The following is a 23,016-nucleotide window of genomic DNA, read 5'->3' as shown; positions in this document are numbered from 1 at the left end:
GTTGAACCGCCTCCAACTGGGAAAAGAGTGGGCATGGCTGATCACGAGGTCCACCACGACGGATATCCGACCCACCGCCGAAAGGTCCGGTTCGACTGGTCGGACACGCCGCTGCACTGGGTTCCCGGCGATCCGTTTTCCACCCACATGCTGAACGTGCTGCATCTGATGCTGCCGGCCGGTGAGCGCTGGTTCATCCAGGTCGTCAACGAGGCGGAACCGCTCGTCGACGACCCGGAGATGAAAGCCGCCATCAAGCCGTTCGTGCAGCAGGAGGCCTGGCACGCCCAGGCGCACCAGATGGTGCTGCAGCATCTGGTGGAACAGGGCATCGACACCGCGCCCTTCACCGGCACGATGTCCACCGAACTGCCCGCGGTGGGCGACAAGGCGGCTGCCAAACAGTCGCGATTGCCGCGGGTGGTGCAGCGGTGGGCGCTGTACCAGCGCCTGGCGGTGGCCGCCGCCCTGGAACCGTTCAACGCGGCGCTGGGGCAGTGGACGATCCAGAACCGCGGCCTCGACTACGCCGGCGCCGATCCGACCATGCTGGACCTGCTGCGCTGGCACGGGGCCGAGGAGATCGAACACCGCGCGCTGGTGTTCGACATCTACCAGCATCTGTGCGGCAACTACGTCATGCGGGCAGTCACCATGCTGCTCACCGCGCCCGGCTTCCTGCTCACGTGGTACCGAGGCATGCGGTACCTCATGAACGCGGACCCGACCATTTCCGCCAAGCCGCGGTTCCGCGATTGGTTGCGCGCCTCACGGGAGTACCGGGTGCCGGGTCCCTGGCTGCTCATGGTGACGGTGCCGTTCCGCTACATCCGGCCCGGCTATCACCCGAACGCGGAAGCGTCGACACAGATGGCACTGGACTACCTGGAGTACTCGCCGGTGGCCCGTGCTGCCCGGGAACAGGCCGCGGCAGGCGGTCAGTAGTCGATCTGCGCATCCAGATCGAATTCGGCGAGGACTCGTGACACATTGTCGCGCAACGCTTCCCGGGTATTGAGCCGGCCCGGGATATAAGCGGAAATCCTGATCGACATCTTCCCGCCGGCGCGCCCTGACGACAGGAACATCTGCCCGCCCATGGCCTCGAGCAAGCCCCTCGTGATGTCGGGCTCGACCGATCGCATGGACAGGTAGGCGGCCTCGGTGCCGTCGGGCCGGTTCACCGCCGCCGGCACGTCACCGACGTTGGAGCACGTGACGGGCAGGACGGCGCCGCCTGCTGCCATCGCGCCGAACTTCCGGACCGCCCACTTCGGCGTGATCGCCGCCAGGGCCGTCGGCGCCAGGGCCTCGTCGTCAGGGTTCTCGATGGTCTCGAGGGTGGCTCGCGTGATCCTGGCGCGGATGTCCGCAAGGTCCTTCGCCACGTGCGTGGGGTCGACCACGACGTCGGCACTCGTCAGCGCATTGGCGCGGGTATCGCCCTCGGTCCGCCGCGACAGCACGAAGCGCAGGGTGACCGTCCCGTCCTCCTGAACGCGCCCGGTCGCCACCGCCAGCCGGCACGCGATGCCGGCGATGAGCGAGTTGCTGCCGCCGCCAAGGCTTTTCGCGCGGGCATCCCAGGCGTCCAGGTCGATCTGCGCGGTGAGGCCGGGCACGTCGACCTTCTGGTCGCTGCCGGCCTTGTTTGGTGACGTTGTCGTCGTCGGCGGCCGGAGCTCTGTGCTTTCGCGCCGGGCCAACCGCGCCACGGCGGCCACGGCGTGCGCCATGTCGGGCAGGTCCTTGACCGTCTGCCGCAGGTCGTCGCGCAGCGCGCGACCGCGGGGCCGTGCTGCCGGAGGCAGATAACCGAGATCGTGCGCCCTGCCCTCGACGGCGTCGGCGACCGCCTGCCCGAAGGCGATGGCATCGACGATCAGATGCGACGCCACGAGGCTGACCGCCGTCGCGCCGCCGTCGAGCGGGAGGACCCCGAGGTGCCAGCCGGGCCCCCGCTCGGGATCGAGCGGCAGCCTAGCGCGTTCGTCGGACCATGCGCTCACCTCGGCGCGCGGCCGTGGCGTGGCGGCGAAGTCGATGTCGGGCGCCGCGGGAGACCGGACCCAGCGATCACGCGCGAACGGCACTGCCGCCCGCTCGATCCGGCGCCCCAGCAACCCATGGTCGAGGTTGTGGTGAAACCGCCGCAACGCGGCGACGTCGACGGCCCGGTCGTAGATCCAGGTCATCTGCAGCACCGTGCCGTGGCTCGCGCGCAGCGCGAGGAACGCGGCCTGGTCCAGGTAGGCGAGCCGGTCGTCCACCGGCTGACCGGCAGGCTCGTCGACGTGCGTCACTGCCGCGGGATTAGCGGTGTCGGTGAGCGATCCGGCCAGGTGCGTGGCGAGGGCGCTGGGGCTGGGATGGTCGAAGATCAGGGTCGGCGGGAGGGCCAGGCCCGTCACGGTCTTGAGGCGGTTGCGTAGTTCGACGGCGGTGAGTGAGTCGAAGCCCAGGTCCTCGAACGTGGCCTCGCGGTCGAGGTCGTCGGGCGTGGGGTGGCCGAGAACCGCTGCCGCTTGCGCGCACACCATGTCGGTCAGGAGCGCGCGCTGTTCGTCGCGCGGTAAGCCGTTGAGACGCTGCGTCAGCGCTGACTTCGACCCGGTGGCATCGCCGGCGTCGTTGGCGAGACGCCGCCGGGGACTGCGGACCAGCCCGCTGAACAACGCCGGCAGAGTTCCGTTGCGGGCCTTGGTGTTCAGCGCTGCCCGGTCCAGGCGTGCCGCCACCATCACGGGTTGCTGGTGTGTCAGCGCGTCGTCGAACAGCTGCAGCGCCTGTGCGGGTGTCATCGGCGCCAGCCCGCTATTGCTGATCCGGGCCAGATCGCGGTCGCTCAGGTGGGCCGTCATCCCACCGGACTGTTCCCACATTCCCCACACGAGCGACGTGCCGGCCAATCCCGGGGCTCTCCGATGGGCGGCAAAGCCGTCCAGGAATGCGTTCGCGGCGGCGTAATTGCCCTGCCCCGGTGCGCCCACCGTGGCAGCGATCGACGAACACAACACGAACATCGCCAGATTCAGATGACGGGTGGCCTCGTGCAGATTCCAGACCGCGTCCACCTTGGCTCGCAACACCGCATCCAGCCGGTCGGGGGTCAGCGAGGCGATCACCGCATCGTCGAGGACGCCCGCGGCGTGAACCACTCCGCGCAATGTTGGGCCGCACTGCGTCACCATCGCGGCGACCGCATCTGGATCGGCCACGTCGCAGGCCACCAAATCCACCTGCGCGCCGGCACTTTCCAATTCGGCGGCCAGCGCGGCGGCGCCCTCGGCGCGATCCCCACGCCGGCTGGCCAGCACCAGGTGCCGGACGCCGTAGGCGCCGACCAGATGCCGGGCCAGATGCGCGCCGACCATTCCGGTCGCGCCGGTGATCAGCACCGTGCCATCGGCGAGCCGGCCGGCCAGCGCCGTCGGCATCGTCAGCACCGCCTTGCCGATATGGCGCGCCTGACTGATGAACCGGTAGGCCTCCGGTGCGCAGCGCACGTCCCAGGTGGTGACGGGAAGGGGTCGCAGCCGCTCCGTTTCGAAGAGCTTGGTCAGTTCGCACAGCATCGCCTGCATCCGTTGCGGTTCGACCTCGGAGAGGTCGAACGCCTGGTACCGGACACCGGCATACTGCGCGGCGACCGCCTCGGCATCGCGGATGTCGGTCTTGCCCATCTCGATGAATCGTCCACCGCGGACCAGCAATCGGAGCGACGCATCCACGAATTCACCGGCCAGCGAGTCGAGCACGATGTCGACGCCGCGGCCCCCGGTCACCGCCAGGAACTTCTCCTCGAAATCGAGGGTCCGGGAATCGCCGATGTGATCGTCGTCAAAACCCATGGCGCGCAACGTGCTCCACTTGCCGGGGCTGGCGGTGACGAAGACGTCCGCCCCGAAGTGCCGAGCCAGCTGCACCGCCGCCATGCCAACCCCGCCGGTACCCGCGTGCACGAGCACCGATTCCCCGGCAGAGATGCCGGCCAAATCCACCAACCCGTACAGCGCCGTCAGGAATGCCACCGAGACCCCGGCAGCCTCCTCGAGTGACCAGCCCGCCGGCACCGTGGTGAGCAGCTGGTGATCGACCACGGCCACCGGGCCGGTGCCGGCCATCAGTCCCATCACGGCATCGCCAACCGCGACGCCCGAGACGCCCGGACCGGTCTCCACCACCACGCCGGCGCCCTCGGCGCCCAGCACGGGGGACTGGCCGGGATACATGCCCAATGCCGCCATCACGTCGCGGAAGTTGATCCCGACCGCCGCCACCGCCACCCGCACCTGGCCGGGTTGCAGCGGGGCTTCCACCTCGGGGCAGGCCCGGATGGCGAGATTCTCTAACGTGCCGTCACCGCCGACGGTCAACCGCCACGCACCGTCCAGTGGCGCCAAAAGTGCTGGGGCCGCGGCCAATCGGGCGGCGTGCACCTTGCCGGACCGCACCACGAGTTGGGGTTCGCCGGCGGCGACCAGTTCCGTCGGGTCCACCGTGCCGTCGGTGTCGAGAAGCATGATCCGGCCGGGGTTTTCGGCCTGTGCCGAGCGCACCAGACCCCACACGGCCGCGGCCGCCAGATCGCTGACATCCTCGCCGGCCGGCCCCACCGCACCACGGGTCGACACCACCAACGTGCCTGCCCGCTCGTCGGCCAACCAATCCTGCAGCACCTCGAGTGCGGCACGGGTGGCGGCATGCACCGAGCCCACCACATCGTCGTCGGCGGCTGGGCACTCCCACACGACCACCCGGTCACGATCCGTGGGTTCGACCTTGGGGCTCAACGATATTGGCGTCCAGATCACTTCCAGTGGTCCGTCAGCGGCGGCGGGGAGTTGGTCGGCGGTGATCGGGCGGGTGGTCAGTGAGCGCGCCGTCAGCACCGGCGAACCGGCATCGTCGGCAACCTCCACGGACAGTTCGTCGTCGCCCAGTACGGTGATGCGGGCTCGCACCCGCCCGGCGCCGCCGGAATGCAGCGTCACGCCGCGCCAGCAGAACGGCAACATCCTCTGGGCGGTGTCGATGGCAAGTCCCGCGGCATGCAGCACGGCATCCAGCACTGCCGGATGGATGCCCATCGTGTCGACCACGCCCGCCTCATCGGGTGCGGCGACCTCGGCGAAGAGCTCCTGGCCGCGCCGCCAGAGCGCGACGAGGCCCTGGAACGCCGGCCCATATTCGTAGCCGCGCTCGGCGAGCCGCGCGTAGCCGTCCGAAACATCCACGGGGACAGCACCGGGCGGCGGCCACGCTGTCAGGTCTGCCGAATGTTCCACAGGACGCGCGGTCAGGGTGCCCTCGGCGTGCAGTGACCACTCCGCATCGGATTCGTCGCGACGTGCGTACACCGAGACCGCCCGGCTGCCCGACTCCGTGGCAGCACTCACCACCACCTGAAGTTGCGTCGCGGCGTCCTCGTCCAGGACGAGGGGCGCAGCCAGCACCAACTCTTCGATGGTTCCGCAGCCCACCTCGTCGCCGGCCCGGAGGGCCAGTTCCACAAATCCCGTGCCAGGGAACAGCACCACGCCGCCGATCAGGTGATCGGCCAACCATGGTTGCTTCGCCAAGGACAAGCGCCCGGTCAAGACCACCCCGCCAGAATCGGGCCGCTCGAGCACCGCGCTCAACAACGGGTGGTGTGCCGCGTCGAGGCCCAGCGCAGCTGTGCCGGCGGGCCCGGCTGCGGTCGGCATCGTCCAGAAGCGACGCCGCTGAAATGCGTACGTGGGCAACTCGATCCGGCGTCCACCCGAGCCGTCGAACAGTGCCGGCCACGCGATGGGCATGCCGGTGGTGAACAACCGGGCGGCGCCGTGCAGCAGTGCCGTCGTCTCTGGCCGGCCCTTGCCGAGCAGCGACACCGTGACGGATTCGGCCGGTGACACCGACTGTTCGACGGCGGCCGTCAGCCCGCTGCCTGGACCGACCTCGATGAAGTGCGTCGCGCCGTGGGTCTGCAGGTTCCGGATGCCCTCGGCGAAACGCACCGGCTGCCGAATGTGCTCCACCCAGTACCCAGCCGAGCCGAAATCGCCGTCTGCACCGACTGATTGGGCCGTCACATTCGAGATCAGCGGAATCTGCGGCCGGCGCGGTTCGACTCGCGCGGCGATGCGCGCGAACTCGTCGAGCATCGGTTCCATCAACGGCGAGTGGAAGGCATGCGAAACCGTGAGCGGATGCACCCGGTGGCCTTGCCCGGCCAGTCGGTCTGCGGTCGCGTTGACGGCGCCTTGCGGACCCGAGATCACCACCGATTCAGGCGCATTGATCGCCGCGATGACCGCGCCGTCGGCCAGCAGCGGCGCGACCGTGTGTTCTCCGGCATTCACCGCCGTCATCGCACCGCCCGGTGGGAGCGCCTGCATCAGGCGTCCCCTCGCGGCGACCAACAATGCGGCGTCGGGCAGCGTGAGTACCCCCGCGACGTACGCCGCCGAGAACTCGCCGACCGAATGGCCCAGCACGAAGTCGGGAGTGACGCCCCAGCTCCGTAGCACCGCGAACACCGACACCTCCACCGCGAACAGCGCGGGCTGCGCGAATTCGGTGCTGTCGAGCAGGCCGCTGTCGGAGCCCCAGAGCACCTCGCGTAGCGGCAGCCGCAGATGCCGGTCCAGCTCGTCGGCCACGGCGTCAAAAGTCTTGGCGTACAGCGGTATTTGGTCATATAGCTGCCGGCCCATGCCGAGGCACTGCGAGCCCTGCCCCGGAAACACGACCACCGACTTACCCACCGCGCCGGCGCGGCCCGCCACGACTGCCGCATCCGGTTCCCCGGCGGCCATCGCGGCCAACCCCGCCGTGAGCGCCGCGCGATCGGCACCCAGTACCACCGCGCGATGCTCGAACGTCGAACGTCGGGCCAGCGAGAACCCCACGTCGACAGGCTGGAGCTCAGGATGGGCGCGCAGATGTGCCGACAAGCGGTCGGCCTGCGCGCTGAGCGCCTCGGCCGATTTGGCCGAAATGACCCAGGGGAGTGGGCCGCTCGGGTTCGTCGGCTCAGGGCTTTCCGGCTCCGCGGTCGGACCCTGCTCCAAGATCACGTGCGCGTTGGTGCCGCTGATGCCGAACGACGAGACGCCGGCCCGGCGGGGGCGCCCGTCGAGTGGCCAAGGCCGGGCCTCGGTCAGCACCGATACGGCGCCGCCGTCCCAGTTGACGCGAGGCGAGGGGACGTCGACGTGCAGCGTCGCCGGCATCACGCCGTGGCGCATGGCCTGCACCATCTTGATCACCCCGGCCACGCCGGCGGCGGCCTGGGTATGACCCATGTTCGATTTGATCGAGCCCACCCACAACGGCCGCTCCGCCGGCCGGTCCTGCCCATAGGCAGCCAGAAGTGCCTGCGCCTCAATGGGATCCCCCAACGTGGTGCCGGTTCCGTGACCCTCCACGACATCCACGTCGGCAGCGGTCAACCCCGCGCTGGCCAGGGCGGCCCGGATCACCCGCTGCTGCGACGGCCCGTTGGGTGCGGTCAGCCCGTTGGAGGCGCCGTCCTGGTTGACGGCACTGCCGCGCACCACGGCCAGCACCGGATGTCCCAACCGCTGGGCATCCGACAACCGCTCCAGCGCCAGCACTCCGGCGCCCTCACCCCACGCCGTTCCATCCGCGGCCCCCGCGAACGCCTTGCACCGGCCATCGGGGGCCAGTCCGCGCTGCCTGCTGAACCCGATGAAGGTCTCCGGCGACGTCATCACCGTCACGCCACCGGCCAAGGCCAGGTCGCATTCGCCCGACCGCAGCGACTGCGCAGCCCAGTGCAGCGACACCAACGACGAGGAGCACGCTGTGTCCACCGACACCGCGGGCCCCTGCAGCCCCAACACGTACGACACCCGGCCCGAGGCCACACTCAGTGCCGAACCGGTGAGCCCGTAACCTTCGAGCCTGTCGGTTCCCGCGGCGCCGTAGCGCTGCGCAAAGACCCCGGTGAACACCCCGGTGGCGGAGCCGTGCAACGAAGCCGGATCAATTCCGGCCTGCTCCAAGGCTTCCCATGAACATTCGAGCAGCAACCGCTGTTGCGGATCCATCGCCCGTGCCTCACTGGGGCCGATTCCGAAGAAGCCGGCGTCGAAGCCGGCCACGTCGGTGAGAAAACCACCCCAGCGCGTGTAGGTCTTGCCCGCCGCATCGGGATCGGGGTCGAACAAGCCGTTCGCATCCCACCCCCGATCGGTGGGGAACTCCGACACCACATCCCGCGCGTTCGCCACCAGTTCCCACAGCCCCTGCGGCGTATCCACGCCGCCGGGGAAGCGGCAGCCCATGCCCACGATGGCGATCGGCTCGTCGGCCGCCGTTGTCGGGGCCGCTGCAGTCGGACCACTTCCGGACGACAGTTGGGCTTCCACATGCCGGGCCAGTTGTCCGATCGAGCCGTAATCCCAGCCCACGGTGTCCGAAAGCTGAAGTCCTGTAACGGCTGTCAGCCGGTTGCGGAGTTCGACCGTCATCTTCGAATCGAAGCCGAGCTCAGAGAAGGCGAGCTCTCGGTTCAGCGATTGCGGGTCCGTCAGGCCCAGCATCTTCGCGACCTCGGCGCACACCGTATCGGCGACGAGCCGGTGCTGTTCCTGCTGCAAGGCAGCGAGCCGGTCACTGAGCGTCACATGGTTCGGTGTGCGTTCGGGAGCGGGCGACGGTGTATCCGAGGGTGTTTCGGCGGCGGGGTAGTCCCAGACCGGCGGCGCGGGGCTTTCGGCGCGAAGTGCGGGGCGGACCAGCTTGCCGGTCGACGTGCGGGGGAGCTGCTCGACGACGGCGAATCTGTGCGGCACCTGGACGGCAGAAAGCTGAGAAATCAAGCGCTGGTGGAGGTCTCGGAAGACGGATTCGTCGACGACGGCATTTTCGGCCGGGACGAGGAACGCCTGCAGCGCCGAGACGCCGGGCGACTCTCGCACCCCGACAACCGCCGCGTGGGCGACCCTGTCGTCCTGGGTGATGAGGCGCTCGATGTCCCGTGGATTGACGTTGACGCCACCGATGATCTCGGTGTCATCCGCGCGGTAGCAGTACGTCACCCAGCCGTCGGCGTCGACGGACACCCGGTCGCGGGTGTCGTGCCAGTCGCCATCCCGCACGAGAGTTCCGGCCGGGCGATTCCAGTAGCCCGGCGATATCGACGGACCCCGGACCCAGAGGTTGCCCACCGCGCCGGGAAGCGCCGACGTGCCCTCCGCCGTAAGGACACGAATCTCGTAGGGCGGGAGAACTTTTCCGATGGTTCCGGGCCGCCAGTCCGCGATGGTGTTCGAGACGAACGTCTGCCCCACCTCGGTCGAGCCGATTCCGTCCAGTATCGGGATTTCGCCGAAGAACTTCGTCATTCGCTCGGCGAGCCGGACGTCCAGAGCTTCGCCGGCTGATACCAGGCAGCGCAGCGAGCGGAACGACTCGGGAGAGCAGGCATCGACGATGCGCGCGAAAAACGTTGGCACGCCGTAGAGCACCGATGCGCCGAATGTGGTGCTCAGCTCGGCCGTCGCTTCCGGGGTCACCGGTCGTTTGACGATGACCGCGGAACTGCCTGTCGCGAGGGGGAACCAGACCGCGTTTCCCAGCCCGTACGCGAAGTACATTGGCGCACTGCACAGTCCGACGTCGTTCGCGGTGAGCTGCAACGCCCGGTCGCACATCGCTTCGACGTAGGCCCATACGTCGGAGTGCCGATGGATGGCGGCTTTCGGCGCACCCGTCGTACCGGAGGTGTAGGTGGCGTAGGCATGACGGTCGCCGGTCAGCGGCTCGTAGCCGGCCGGATCGGCATCGGCCGCTTCGGAAACCAACTCGGCGGCGTCAGCAACGGTTGACTCCCGAAACCGGTCGAGGAGTGCGCTGGACGTGATGACGAGCGCCGGGTCCGTGTCGGTTTCGGCGAAGCTGTGGTCGCGGCGATTGAGCTCAGGGTTGGCCAGGAACGCGACGATGCCGCGACCGAGGCAAGCCAGCAGCAGCTGGACGAGTTCGGGAGAATCGGGCAGGCATAACAGGACCCGATCCCCGGTGGATAGGCCGCGGCGTTGCAGAACGGTACCCAAACGTGCTGCGCCATCGTGGATTTGACCATGGGTGACAACGTGCGGCGCATGGTAGGCGGGTCTGTCCCGCCACCCGGCTTCCGATGCGCGTTCGGCCAGCAGCGCTGCCACATTCCCATTGGGCAGCGTCATGAGGCCGTCGTCTCGAAATCGAGGAAGTACTCGGTGATGACGATGACGGGCTGGCCGTCGAGGATGATGCGGTACCGGCGGCTGACGGTCCTCTCTTGCGCGGCCTGATCCGTTGCGGCCGCGAGCCAGTCAGGCGATTCCGCCACCCAGATGTCGGCCGGCTCCTTGAATGTTTCGAGGCGGCTGGCAGCCATGATCTCGCCGATGGGTGCACTCGTGCTCGTCAGGTCGGCCGCGATCGTCGGGGGCAGCAGGTCGACGGCGATGAGTGACTCGGCCCCGACGAATCGGCGGCCCGAGGTCTGGCCGTTGAGGAGGACCCGACGTTGCAGAATCCTGCTGCCCGACAGCTGCTCCGACTGGACGCCGCCGTGCGGATGCAGCTGCTGCTCGACGACCTGCACTACGATTTCCTCGCCGGTGACGACACCGAGAATCCGCGTAAGGGTGCCGTTTGTCGCGATGAGTATCCGCAGGTCCCGATTGAGCTGGTGGATTTCTTCGCCAGCCAGAAAGCACTCGGACATATCGCCGTTCCTAATCGAAGACGCCAATACTCAACGTGCTGCCGGCTCGCGAGAGGCTCCGAACCGTGGGGTTCATGATCCACCACGACTGCGTGCGGTGCATGGCGAACTCACGAGAATTGAACTGGGTGTATGGCTTTGCGCAATACAGAAAGGTTTGCCTAACCAATCAAGCGACCCGCCGTGCCGGCGCGGCGCACTGCGTGAAATTTGCACTACCGCAAGTTCTTTCACGCTACTTCGGCGTGCTCCTGCGCCGTCGAGTTGTCGCAGTGTAGGCAGATGACCGTTTCGAAGGTGAAGTCGCCGCACCGGGGGCAGAAGAAGTCGAACATGAGCACACCTCTCGAGCTGGCAGTGGTGGCTCGTATCTACCCGGTTGTCGAACGGTGAAACCGCGTCGGTGTGCGTTGACAGTCAGTTCACAGCAACGGGCTCAAGCGCATTCGGCGGGGTCAAACCCGGCGGGGCGAAGCGAGACGCTCGCGGCGGAGCAGGTCGACCTCGGGCAGTTCCAGCGGCGGCAGCTCGCCGACCACTTGGGTCAGCAGGTAGTCGGCCAGCTCCGGATTGCGGGCCAAGCATGGGCCGTGCAGATAGGTGGCGACTACGCTGCCCTGCACGACACCGTCGTAGCCGGATCCCGCGCGGTTGCCGGCGCCCTTCTCCACGCGCGCCAACGGCTTGGCCAGGGGGCCGAGATCGGTTCCGCCGCGGTGGTTTTCGAAGCCGGTCAGCTTCTGGGTGAGGCCGTCGATCACCGGTACCGACGCCACTTCGCCGATGGTGCGCTCAGGCTGCGGTGAGGTCGTCACGTCCAGCAGACCGACGCCGTCGACGCGCTCACCCGACGATGTCTCGTACCAGTGTCCGAGCACCTGGATGGCGGCGCAGATCGCCAGTACCGGAGCGCCGCGCTCGGCGGCGCGCTGCAGGCCCGGGTACTGCAGCAGGTGGCGGGTCGCCAGGCGCTGCGCGTAGTCCTCGGCGCCGCCGAGGGTGTAGAGGTCCATCGAATCCGGCACCGGGTCGTTGAGCGTGATCTCGACGATCTCGGCATCAATTCCCCTGAGCTGCAAGCGCTGTCGCAGGACGACGGCATTGCCGCCGTCGCCGTAGGTGCCCATCACGTCGGGCAGGACGAGGCCGATCTGCACCGTACTCATGCCAGCTCCCGGTTCAGCTGCAGGAACGCCGTGTAGTTCGCGATGACCTCGACGTGTCCGGGCGGGCAGGACTTGATGGCGGCCAACGTGTCGTGCACCAGCGTGTGGTCGACGCCCGCGTAGCCGAGACGCACCGCGAGATCGGTGCCGCGCTCGCCCGCCGACACGATGGGCGCCGGGAAGTCCACGAAATGTTCGAAGTTCACGTCCCACAGCCACGACAGGTCCTCGCCGTCGGGCACCTGGCCGTTCACTGAAATGACTGCTCCCGCAACATCACTGGAGACCATCGACAGCGCCTCCTGCCAGCCCGCGGGGTTCTTGGCCAGCAGCATGCGGACGGTGTGCTCGCCGACGTGCAGGGTCCGGTAGCGGCCGGCGACCTCGTCGACAGTCGACACCGCGGCCACCGCGGCGGCCGGCGACGCACCCAGCGCGACCGCCGCAGCCACGGCCTGCGTCGCGTTGCCGCGGTTCACTGTGCCGGGCAGGGCCAGCGTCATGGGGGCGGTAAAGCCGTCCGGCCCATAGATATTCGTCTCGTCGTACCACCACTGCGGGGTCGGACGGGAAAAGTCGGTACCGGTGGAATGCCAGTGGCCGTTCTCGCGGACGATCACCTCGCCGCTGCGCGGACAGCTCACCGAGTCGTTGGACCAGCCGCCGCCGGCGGCGACCCAGACCACGTTGGGGCTGTCGTACGCGGCCGAGGTCACCAGAACGTCGTCACAGTTGGCCACGACGACGGCCTTGGGGTGGCGGGCCAGGCCGGTGCGCAGCGTCCGCTCGATGTGGTTGATCTCGCCGACCCGGTCCAGCTGGTCGCGGGACAGGTTGAGCAACACGATCACCGACGGGTCCACCGCGTCGGAGACGTGCGGCACGTGCATCTCGTCGACCTCGAGCGCGGCCAGCGTCGCCTTGCGCGATCCGGCCAGCGCGGCGATCAGCCCGGCGTCCATGTTGGCGCCCTCGCTGTTGGATGCCACCGGCCCGAGGGTCGCCAGCGCCGCCGCCGTCATCCGCGTCGTCGTCGACTTTCCGTTGGTCCCGGTGACGACGACGGAGCGCCGTCCCGAACCCAGCTGTCCCAGGATCGACGGGTCCAGCTTCATGGCGACGAGCCCGCCGATCATGGCGCCGGCACCGCGGCCCGTCACACGCGACGCCCAGCGGGCGGCGGCGCCCGCGCCCAGCGCGACGCGTCCTCGTGCGGTGATCATCCCCGGAAGTCTAGGAGGGGCGTCCCGAATGTGACGACACGTGTGAGGGTGCCCACTACGGCAGCCGGATGCTCGGCCGCTTGCGCACGATGCCGTCGTCGAGCATCTGCTGGAAGTGGTCGGTGACGGTTTGCTCGATGGGCCGATACACCAATCCGAGTTCGCTCTGGCTGCGGCTCGCGTCGAAGACCAGCGGGTAGCCCACGTTGGTGTCGACGAACTCGCGCGTCAGCCCGATGACCGGCGCGACGGCCTTGACCGCCACCTTGGGCACGTTCAGCCAAGGGAACGGATACAGCACGCCGAACTTGCCACGGAGGATCTGGCCGATCTCCAGCAGGCTCAGGGAGGCGGCGTTGACGAGGTAGCGGTCGTGCGCCTCGGGTGTATAGCCGGCGCGTACGTGGGCGTCGGCGACGTCGCGCACATCCACGATGCCCGAGGTCAGCTCCGGCGCACCGGTCAGCATGGTGCCGTCGGCGAACTGCTTCATGGTGGCGAGGCTGGCCGAGTCGCTGGCGCTGGTCAGGGACGGCCCGAGCACCAGGCCCGGATGGATGGTGACCAGGTCCCAGCGGTCCTGCGCCTTCTGGTACCGCCAGGCCTCCTGCTCGGCCACGGTCTTGGAGTACGAGTACGGCTGGTGGTCGACGCTGCTGGTGGTGTTCCACTGGTCCTCGGTGAACACGCCGCCGGGGACGTCGCGCGATTCGCGGGCGTCGCCGTAGATCGCCACCACGCTGCTGGTCAGCACCACCCGCTTGACGCTTTCGGTGCGGTTCACCGAATCGAGCACGTTGCGGGTGCCTTCCAGCGCGGGGCGCACGAGCGACTCCTGCGCGTCCGTGACGCCCTGCAGCAGGAACGGCGACGCGGTGTGCATGACGAGCTCACAGCCGGCCATCGCCTCGTCGAAGCTGCCGGTGTCGAGCAGGTCCGCCTTGAAGAGTTTGAGCTTGCCGGGGTGATCGGCCGACAGCTTGTGCAGGTGTTCCAAGCCCTTCGGCTTCTGGGGATTGCGCACAGTGCCGTGCACGGTGTGCCCCGCTTCGAGCAGGTAGCGGACGATCCAGCTGCCGATATACCCGCTGGCGCCCGTGACGAGGACGGGGGCGTCGGGGTCGATCGTGGTCATGCCCGAGACGATAGCGTCGAGCAACCCGCCGAGGGCGGTCATCGCTTGATTCGGGCGGCGACACGCTGTGGTGTCCGCCGAATCTTGTCAGGGGTCCGTGCCATCCTTGCCACGTGGGCGAAACCAACCTCGGCTGGGGCCGACCGGCCACCGATGCCGGTGCGGGTTGGGCTGTCGTGGACGTCGAGACGTCAGGCTTCGATCCCGGCCATGCCCGCGTCATCAGCGTTGCGGCGCTAGCCCTCGGAGACGACGGCAACGTCGAGCATTCATTCAGCAGCCTGCTCAATCCGGGCGTCGATCCCGGCCCCACGCACGTGCACGGCCTGACCTCCGAGATGCTGGCGGGCCAGCCGACGTTCGGTGAGGTCGTCGGCGATCTGGCCGCTGTCCTGTCCGGCCGCACCCTGGTCGCCCACAACGCCGGTTTCGACTACGCCTTCCTGGCCGCCGAGTGCGAGCGCGTCGGCGCGGTGCTGCCCGTCGATAGCGTCATGTGCACCGTCGAGCTGACCCGCCGGCTCAACCTGGGCACCGAGAACCTGCGCCTGGAGACGTTGGCGACGCACTACGGCGCGACGCAGATTCGCCCGCACGACGCCCTCGACGACGCCATGGTGCTGGCCCAGATCCTCAAACCGGCGCTGGCCGCTGCGCGCGAGCACCGGCGCTGGCTGCCCATCCGCAACGTGGGTCGCAAGCGTTGGCCGAGCGGCGCCATCACGCACGACGAACTCCGGCCGCTGAAGGTGCTGGCGTCCCGGCTGCCATGTACTTATGCCAACCCGGGCCGGTTCGTGCCGGGGCAGCCGTTGGTGCAGGGCATGCGGGTGGCGCTGTCGGGCGAGATGGTCCGTACGCACGAAGAAGTCATCGAGCGCATCGTGCACGTCGGGCTGTCCTACTCCGACAGCGTCGACGCCCAGACCTCGCTGGTCATCTGCAACGAACCGGCGCCGGCCCAGGGCAAGGGCTACCAGGCTCGAGAGCTCGGCGTGCCGCTGGTCTCCGATGCCGAATTCATGACGCTGCTGGGCCATGTGGTCGGCGGCTCGGATGTCGAGGAATTCGTCGACCGGACCCCGGCCGGCGATCAGTTCATGTTGTTCTAGCGGCCACTCGCCGATTGCTGTAGAGCGCTCGCCAAAAACTTTGGCCACTTTGTTCGCGCTGGTCACGGTAGATAACTAGCGTCACGTCTACGGCGGTTTCTTGTCGGGGGTTCGAACTAATGTTCGAGTATGGCCATCGACTCCGCTACCGTCCTCAACGCCTACGCGGCGCTTGAGGATGCGATCGCCACGGTCAACGGCCTGGACTACAGCGGGTTGCCCATCAAAGTCCTGTTGGAGCTGCAGTCCCGCCGCGAAACGTTGAAGTGCGCCGCCGAAGCGGTCGATCACCAGATCCTGGCCGCCGCCCAAACCCAGGCCACGGCCCAGGAGATCGGGGCCAAAGACTGGCCCGAGGTGCTCCATGTCCGGCACCGCATCAGCCGGGAAGAGGCCCGCCGCCGGGTACGGGACTGCGATCACCTGGGCCCGCGCTCGGCCATCACCGGGGAGGCGTTGGGCCCGGTGTGGGAGCTGGTCGCCGCGGCGCTGGCCGAGGGCGCGATCAATGCCGAGCACGTCGCGGTGATCACCTGGTTTTTCGGCAAGGTCCCGTTGTGGGCGGCCGACCCGGTCACCCTGGCCCAGTGCGAAACAGACCTGGTGGCCGACGCGAGGGTCAAGACCCCCGAAGACCTGCGCAAAGCCGCGGCGGATTTGTTGTACCGGCTCGATCAGGACGGGCCCGAACCCGACGACACTGAGCCCGACCCGAAGCGGTCGTTCGTCATGGGCAAGCAGCGACCTGACGGCCGTACCGACGTCACCGCCCAACTCGATCCGGAAGGGCGGGCCTACTGGGACGTGTTGTTCGACAAGTACGCCGCCCCGGGCATGTGCAACCCCGCCGACCCGCACCCCTGCTTCGCCGGGACACCGACGCAAGAGCAGATCGACAACGACACAAGAACTGTGGCCCAGCGGCAGTACGACGCCTTCAAATTCGTGGGCCGGATGATGCTGGCCACCGGGACCTCCGGGGTGCACAACGGATTCCCCGTCGCGGTGGTCGGCACCTGCACTGTCACCGACCTGGAAAAACGTGCCGGGATGGCGCTCACGCACACCGGTACCAAGCTCCCGGTCAAAGACCTGATCCGGATGGCCGCCCAGGGCTCGGACAACTACCTGGCGGTGTTCGACGAGCACACCGGCCAACCCCTGTATCTGGGCCGGGCGGCCCGCACCGCCAACACTGCGCAGCGGTTGGCGTTGTTCGCCCGCGACCTGGGCTGCACCAAACCCAACTGCACCGCCCCCGCATCCCGCTCCCAGGCCCATCACGTCAACACCAACTGGCGCGATGACGGCCCCACCGACATCACCAACCTCACCCTGGCCTGCGGACCCGACAACCGCCTCGCCGACACCGGCGGCTGGACCACCACCATGAAGAACGGCCGCACCCACTGGACCCCACCACCCCTACTGGACGTCGGCCAACCCCGAACCAACCACTACCACCACCCCACGCTGTATCCGACCGAGGGTGAGGACGCCGACGGTGAAACAGACAGTCCCACAGCCTGATCCACCGTCGCTACCACCGATCGGGGTGCGGCGTTGCGCGAGGCTGGCCGGGGCCGGGGCCGGGGCCGGGGCCGGGGCCGGGGCTTGGGCCGGGGCCGAAAGCGGGCGGTCAGCCCGCGATACGCCGACTGAACGTGCCGTGGAACCCGATCGGCAGATGGTGTTCGAGATGCGCGGTGGCCAGCGGCCCGTCCTCGATGGTGCGGGCGTCGAAGATCACCAGCTGCGAACGATGGCTCCGCAGATCGTGATTGAGCACCAGTAGCCAGCCGTCGTCCTCGGCGGCGGTGCGGGAGCGGGGTACGAACAACGGTTCACCCGTCTGAGCCAGACCGAAATCGAACGTGGTCTGCACGCCGGTGCGGTGGTCGATGCGCGTCACGGCGTTGTAGTGGCCCACATCCTCGGTGGCCTTGCAGGCGTAGGTGACGTTGTGTTCCAGCGTCGAACGGCGCCAGTCGTACTGCGGGAATTCCATTGGTGCCGTTGCTGATAGCACCGTCTCGGTGATCCGGCCGGACTTGCTGATCCGGAACCGCGACAGGTGTCCGCGGGGCCACTCATCGATGGTCAGGTGCGCACGGGGATCGGTGGGATCGGCCGGGTCCTGCCACGCCTTGCCGAGCTTGCCGAAGACGTCCGAATCCTCGAAGCGGAAGAACTCCACCACGGTGTCGGAGCCGTCCTCGAAGGCGTTGGTGACGTGGATGTGCGTCAGTGCCTCATGCTCGATGATGCGGGGCTTGGACCCGTCGCGCGGCACCAGGGCGAACCGCGTCGACCCGTTGCGGGTCTGGTATTCCAGTGCCTTCGCGAGCGATCGGGTACGTAACAGCGTTGGGATGTTGGGGCGCAACGGATCCAGTACGAACACCATGTGGTTCTCGGTGAGTGCGAAGTCGTGGTTCCACACCATGTCCCACAACTTCAGCGAGCTGATCTGGTGGCTGCGCCCAGCGCGGTCCACCTTGAAGCAGCGCAGCCGCGGTGTGGGCAGCAGGTCGAGACCGAAGTTGTAGACGTCGCCGGTGTGCGGATCCCACTTGGGGTGGGCGGAGAAGGAACCGAGATAGCCGAGGCGGTCACCGTCAAAGCGCTTGTAGCCCAACGTGTCCAATGAGTCTGGATCGATCTTGTACGGCGGGCCGCCCTCCCACATGGCCAGGAGTTCGCCGCAGATCGTGGCCATGTTGGTGTTGCCGGTGTTGGCCGGCGGCAGCAGATTGCCGCGCAGCGTGGGCGCGTTGGTGGTGATGCCGCGCTGGCTCATCACGTCTCCGCCGCGGTACTGCTTGGTGCGCACGTAGCGGTTGGTGAAACGTACGGACTGTCCGTCGAGGACGAAACGGGACACCATGCCGTCGGCGTCGAACATGGTCTTGAGCACGGTGTCGCCGACCTCGAACTTGCCGGGGCCGATGCGGAACAGTGTGCCGGTCAGCTCGGGCGGCAGAGTGCCGTCGATGCGGGCGACCTGATAGTCCATCTCGTCGTACAGGGACGCGAAGGCGCGGCCGTGCAGCTGCTTGAGCGTGGGTTCCGCGGGCACTGTGGCTGTCATGCAACCTCCATCTGAGGACGTGTGTCCTCAGTTTTGCGCCGCGCCCCGGCGGCTGTCAAGGATTCGGAGGTTATCCGCCGAAGAGCAGGTACAACCCGGTGAACGTGTAGCCGACCATCACCAGCATCATCGCCAGCTGCCCGGTGAGCTGATGGCGCTTGGGCAGGATGCGCAGCGCGCAGTCGTGTGCGGCGACGACGCCGGCGATGTGCCCCGCCACCACGAACAGCACCTTGGTCGTGGCCAGCACCGACGGATGCATGGACAGCACGTAGTACACGTGCGCATCGTGCAGGCCCAGGAGCTGGAAGACGGTCTGCTGACCCTTCTCCACGAGATAGGTCAGGTAGTGCGCGAACACATAGCCGATGACGATCGGGATGAGGGAGTGCGCCATCAAACCGGGCAGCTCCCGGCGCCGCGCACGGTCCACGCCGCCGGTGGCGCGGGCGGCGAGGCTGAACGACAGCGCGACGGTCGTGACAAACACCGCCAGCCCAACGGTTTTCAGTCCTGTGGCCTGCCAGGTGCCGTTGCTGTGCGCCTCCACGAACCCGCGCCACGCCGGCGTCGCGGAGAAACTGTCGAAGGCCGTCGACCCCAGCAGCACTGCGAGCACCGTCACCGTGGCCGGCCGGACCGGCAGTGCGGGTAGGTGATTGAACGGATTGCCGACGGCGATCTGCCCATCTGCGTTGCGCCGCAACGGCGCACACCGCGATGCCACGACGCTGTACACCTCGAACGGATCGGCATGCGAGCACCAGCGGGTGCCGCACATCGCGGCCCCGGCCAGCGTCACGCAGAGGTAGACCAGCAGCCAGATGCGCACGGCGCCAACCGAACCCGGGTCAGGGCTGGCCAGCTCGAGCCAGACGAACGCGAACAGCCCGGCCGCCGCCGGCCAGTAGCCGAGCCGCACGGGATACGCGTCCCGGCTCAGCCGCAGCAATCGGGCAATGGTCCGCACCGGCGACAGCACCCGCCACACCGGGCCGAAAAGCACTGAGAGCGCGACGATTCCGACCCACAGCAGTACGTAGAACACACCCGGCAGCGCGTTGCCGGACCCGGTGGGCCCGACGACGGACGCCACCGCGACCCATCCCGCGAACGCCAGGGCGAGCAGCCCGACCGCCCAGCGCGTGGCGGGCGCGTCGACGGCCGTCGTCAACCAGCGCGGCAACGGGCGTCCCGGCGCCTCCGGATCGAACCGCGGCTTGCGCCATGCCAGTGCCACCACCGCGAAGGTGAAGGTCAGCGCCCACGCCGCGCCGATCAGGGCGTACGTCACGGGGATGGGCAGATCAGTCGATCCGCCCAGCCCGTGCGCGAGGACCGAAGAGGTCACTGCACTGTGATCGTGGCGACCGTCTTGTCCAGGTGGTGCAGCTCGACATCGACCTTGCCCGGCACGCTCACCGTGAACTGGAACTGCTGATCCTTCGCCGGTTTGATGTCGAAGGTGTGCTCGGGGCTCGAGTGCACGTGCAGCTGGTCGGCGGCGTCACTGTTGACCCGCAGGATGATCGGCTCGCCGAGCTTGGCCTGCACCTGCTGGTTGAGTGGCGTGGCGGTGCCGCCGGCGATGGTCACGTCGACGTAGACGCGTGCCGGCGGGGCCTGCTGGTTGGTGAACTGCGGTGTGGCACTTGCGGTGGCACTCGGTGAGCTGCCGGTCGACTTGTCGTTGCCGCTACTGCAGCCGGCAAGCGCCAGGGCGACAGCGCCGGCCACGGCGAAGGTCTTCACAAAGGTCACGCGGAACCGTCCTCATCGGTTGAACCTGGTGTCTCCGAGTCGGTTTCGTCACCGTCGGAGCCGGCGCGCCGGTCTTTCATGGCAACCCAGGCCACGACCCCGGCCACGACGAAAGCAGGAGCGAACGCCGGCAGTGCCAACAATAGCGAGTGGTCGGCGAGATAGGTCACGGCTGTCCGACGGGTTCCCTGGTCTCGGTGGCGCTGAACTGTTCACGCGAATTGATCCGTCCCGCACCCCAACTCAGCAACGCGATCAGGATCAGCGAGCAGACCAGCACGATCAGCGACGCCGCGGGGTACAGCCACGACGGCACGTCGAGGTTGCGTTCGCGCTGCAGGACCTTGATCTCCTCCATGAAGTCGCGGGTCGTCGAGATCGCGGGCGTCTCCTCGGCACCGATACCGGGGTCGGCCGGCAGATACACCGGGACCGCGGCCATCGTCCGGCCGTCCTGCACGCGCAGCACGGTCTTCCACGTGCCCCAGACGGGGATCGGCCGGGTGGACCGGTAGTGGCCCGGACCCACCTGCTGCAGGTGGTCGACGACCAGGCCGCGCTCATTGGCGAGCTTGCCCTGCCACGCCATCAGCGTCACCCACTCCGGGTCGTCACTGACCAGGCTGGCCGGCGTGATCTGGATGTCGGCGTTCACCAGGCGCTCGCCGGCCGGGCTCGGTGCGTCGCTGAGGGTGATCTGCGCGCGGGCGTGCTCCGGGACCGTGACGTTCAGGCCATTGGTGACGGCGGCGCCGATCACCACGACAGTGGCGACCACGATGCCGATACCGATCGGCCGCGCGGGCAGGCGCTGACCGGACAGCACGATGGCGAGGAGCGCGCCGCACATACCCATACCGATGGCGACGGGCGTCGACATCGTCAGCGCCTCACCCCACATGCTGCTGGGCCACGGCGTGCGGAACATGGAGTCGACCCAGAACGATTCCAGCCACATGCCGACGGTCCCCACGCCCAGACCGGCCACCGCGCCGAACAGGATCGGACGGTTGACGAGGGGTGTCAGCCCGATCAGTTCCACGACGACGGCCGAACCCAGGTAGAGCGCGAACCAGCTGTACGGAGAACCGAGAATCGGCCCGACCGCCAGGATGACCAGGCCCCGGATGAACCAAGAGAAGGCGATGGCGCCGAAGGTGGAGAACCGTCCGAGCGTGAGCCGGGTTGCCACCAGCGACATGGCCGCGGCGGCGGCGATCAGCATGGGATGCAGCACCAGCCGGAACTGTTCGACGCCGAAGTCGTATTCGACCGGGAACACCGACAGACCGATCACCAGACCGCCGAAGGCCAGGTACGGCAGCACCTTGTTGCGGGCGGCCGGGGCGTCGGAGCCCATCGCGATATCACCCTCGCGCTCGAGGAGCAGCGTGGCGACCAGCGACAGCCCGGCGCCGCCGATGAGCATCAAATGTGTTGGGCCCCAGAGCGTGACGTCCTGACCGAAGATCCGGTGCCAGATGTCGTCGAGCGGAAAGCCGATGAGCGCGTACAGGCCGCAACCGGCCATCAGCACGCCGCCGACGGGCGCGTACCAGGTTTTGGTGATCTTGATGGCGGCCGGACCGGGTTTGTCGTACGGCAGGATGATCGACAGCGAGCCGGCGATGAACAGCAGGAACAGGCCGACGAGGATGAAGTAGTGGGCCGGGTTGGCCAGCGGGCCGGCGTCGCGGCCCTTGCCGATGTGCAGGCTGACATCCCAGATGAAGCCGAACATCGCGCAGATGATCGTCGAGATGAACAGCAGCGAGGGCAGCGCCACCCAGCTGGGTCGGTTCATCTTGCGGCCGGCTTTGTCGGCCAGGTCTTTCAGCCAGGTGATGCGGCGTTGCCGGTGCAGATAACCGATCCACAACAGGCCGGCCGTGATGATGCCCGTGGCCACGGACATCCCGATCACCTGGTCGAGGGCAGCGCCCCCGCCTTCGGTTCCGGCGGCGGCCACCAACGTGACCTGCTCGGCGAGCTGTGCTGCCATGTTCCACCCCACTATGTAGATGAACCCTGAACCTTACTCGTCGGTAATATTGCCAGAAGACCGAGTTTGAAACCGGTGTCCGTCTTCCTTCTTCGGATTTTGACATCATGTGGCAGTCGGAGGGAGGGGTTGCGCCAGATGGCTGACGACGGATCGAGCGGCGCGCCGCAGCGCAGGTACTCCGGCAGGTCAGCGGAGGAGCGACGGGCCGATCGACGGCGGTTGCTACTGGATGCGGCCGAATCGTTGTGGCGTGAAGGCGGGCTGTCGGCACTGAGCGTCCGGGCGGTCTCGGCCCGCGCCAAACTCACCGACCGCTACTTCTATGAGCAGTTTGCCGGCCTCGGTGCGCTGATCGGCGCCGTCATCGACGACGTGCTGGAGGGGCCCTTCGCCGCGATGCTGGCCGGGGGGAGTGCGCCCGAAGAGGCCACCGTCCAAACCCGGCTGACGCTCGGTCTGGCCGGGTTCATCGAGCACGCCGAGAGTGACCCGCTGGCCGTCCGGATTTTCCTGACCGACGCCCGGCACATCGAATCGGTCTCCGAGCACATCCGCATCGCACAACACCGGGTGGCTGCCGCGATTCTGGCGTTGCTGCAGCCCGACCGCGATGCCGATCAGGAGAGCTTCGACGCCGCCCTGTTCTGCGTCGGCGGCGTGGCCACCCTGATCAACGAGCGGCTGCTCGACGAGTCGAAAACCGTTAGCGCACAAGACTTTGCGAAGCAGGCCGTCGGCTGGTGCGCCCGGGTTCTCCGGGTGTCCGGCGAACCCGGCGCGCCGAGCTGACGGTC

Annotated in this window: 14 protein-coding genes; 4 read left to right on the top strand and 10 right to left on the bottom strand. The window is 68.0% G+C overall.

Annotated elements, in window-relative coordinates:
• Nucleotides 1–33: 33 nt before the first annotated feature.
• Nucleotides 34–945, top strand: a complete 912-nt coding sequence (locus H289_RS0111965; protein ID WP_029105125.1) for a metal-dependent hydrolase — start codon at nt 34–36, stop codon at nt 943–945.
• Here H289_RS0111965 and H289_RS32370 read toward each other — a convergent pair.
• The 5 genes from H289_RS32370 to H289_RS0111935 form a co-directional block, all read right to left on the bottom strand.
• The gene (locus tag H289_RS32370; RefSeq protein WP_081633382.1) at nt 939–10,202 is read right to left on the bottom strand and encodes a type I polyketide synthase; all 9,264 of its coding nucleotides are present in this window, start codon (nt 10,200–10,202) and stop codon (nt 939–941) included. The genes H289_RS0111965 and H289_RS32370 overlap by 7 nt on opposite strands.
• Complete coding sequence (locus H289_RS30365) at nt 10,199–10,729, bottom strand: chorismate--pyruvate lyase family protein (RefSeq protein WP_020101033.1); 531 nt, start codon at nt 10,727–10,729, stop codon at nt 10,199–10,201. The genes H289_RS32370 and H289_RS30365 overlap by 4 nt, the downstream gene beginning before the upstream one ends.
• A gap of 455 nt (nt 10,730–11,184) precedes the next feature.
• Complete coding sequence (locus H289_RS0111945; RefSeq protein ID WP_020101031.1) at nt 11,185–11,895, bottom strand: type 1 glutamine amidotransferase; 711 nt, start codon at nt 11,893–11,895, stop codon at nt 11,185–11,187.
• Nucleotides 11,892–13,118 carry a Mur ligase family protein gene (locus H289_RS0111940; RefSeq protein ID WP_020101030.1) on the bottom strand — a complete coding sequence of 409 codons (1,227 nt, stop codon included), beginning with the start codon at nt 13,116–13,118 and terminating at the stop codon, nt 11,892–11,894. Before H289_RS0111940 ends, H289_RS0111945 begins: the two co-directional genes overlap by 4 nt.
• A gap of 55 nt (nt 13,119–13,173) precedes the next feature.
• The gene (locus H289_RS0111935) at nt 13,174–14,253 is read right to left on the bottom strand and encodes an SDR family oxidoreductase (protein ID WP_231387994.1); all 1,080 of its coding nucleotides are present in this window, start codon (nt 14,251–14,253) and stop codon (nt 13,174–13,176) included.
• Between the two features lie 113 nt (nt 14,254–14,366).
• Between H289_RS0111935 and H289_RS0111930 the strand changes: the two genes are divergently transcribed.
• Entirely contained in the window at nt 14,367–15,365 is a 999-nt protein-coding gene (locus H289_RS0111930; protein WP_020101028.1) for a DEDDh family exonuclease, read from the top strand.
• 129 nt (nt 15,366–15,494) lie between these two features.
• Entirely contained in the window at nt 15,495–16,895 is a 1,401-nt protein-coding gene (locus H289_RS0111925; protein WP_020101027.1) for an HNH endonuclease signature motif containing protein, read from the top strand.
• A 109-nt stretch (nt 16,896–17,004) separates the two neighbouring features.
• On the opposite strand, the gene H289_RS0111920 is transcribed toward H289_RS0111925, so the two are convergent.
• The 5 genes from H289_RS0111920 to H289_RS0111900 all read right to left on the bottom strand — a co-directional run bounded on the left by H289_RS0111920 (nt 17,005) and on the right by H289_RS0111900 (nt 22,219).
• The gene (locus H289_RS0111920; protein WP_029105122.1) at nt 17,005–18,456 is read right to left on the bottom strand and encodes a carotenoid oxygenase family protein; all 1,452 of its coding nucleotides are present in this window, start codon (nt 18,454–18,456) and stop codon (nt 17,005–17,007) included.
• A 70-nt stretch (nt 18,457–18,526) separates the two neighbouring features.
• Nucleotides 18,527–19,807: a hypothetical protein gene (locus H289_RS0111915; protein ID WP_029105121.1), complete on the bottom strand. Its 1,281-nt coding sequence runs from the start codon at nt 19,805–19,807 to the stop codon at nt 18,527–18,529.
• Complete coding sequence (locus H289_RS0111910) at nt 19,804–20,217, bottom strand: hypothetical protein (protein ID WP_020101024.1); 414 nt, start codon at nt 20,215–20,217, stop codon at nt 19,804–19,806. Before H289_RS0111910 ends, H289_RS0111915 begins: the two co-directional genes overlap by 4 nt.
• Nucleotides 20,214–20,387, bottom strand: a complete 174-nt coding sequence (locus H289_RS33395) for a hypothetical protein (protein ID WP_020101023.1) — start codon at nt 20,385–20,387, stop codon at nt 20,214–20,216. Before H289_RS33395 ends, H289_RS0111910 begins: the two co-directional genes overlap by 4 nt.
• On the bottom strand, nt 20,384–22,219 hold the full coding sequence (locus H289_RS0111900) for a hypothetical protein (RefSeq protein WP_029105120.1): 1,836 nt from the start codon (nt 22,217–22,219) through the stop codon (nt 20,384–20,386). Before H289_RS0111900 ends, H289_RS33395 begins: the two co-directional genes overlap by 4 nt.
• Before the next feature lie 138 nt (nt 22,220–22,357).
• Between H289_RS0111900 and H289_RS31810 the strand changes: the two genes are divergently transcribed.
• On the top strand, nt 22,358–23,011 hold the full coding sequence (locus tag H289_RS31810; protein WP_081633381.1) for a TetR/AcrR family transcriptional regulator: 654 nt from the start codon (nt 22,358–22,360) through the stop codon (nt 23,009–23,011).
• Nucleotides 23,012–23,016 lie beyond the last annotated feature (5 nt).

Source organism: Mycobacterium sp. 360MFTsu5.1 (assembly GCF_000383495.1).
In the GTDB taxonomy this organism is placed as follows: Bacteria; Actinomycetota; Actinomycetes; order Mycobacteriales; family Mycobacteriaceae; genus Mycobacterium; species Mycobacterium mucogenicum_B.
This window is presented reverse-complemented; position numbering and strand designations above follow the sequence as displayed.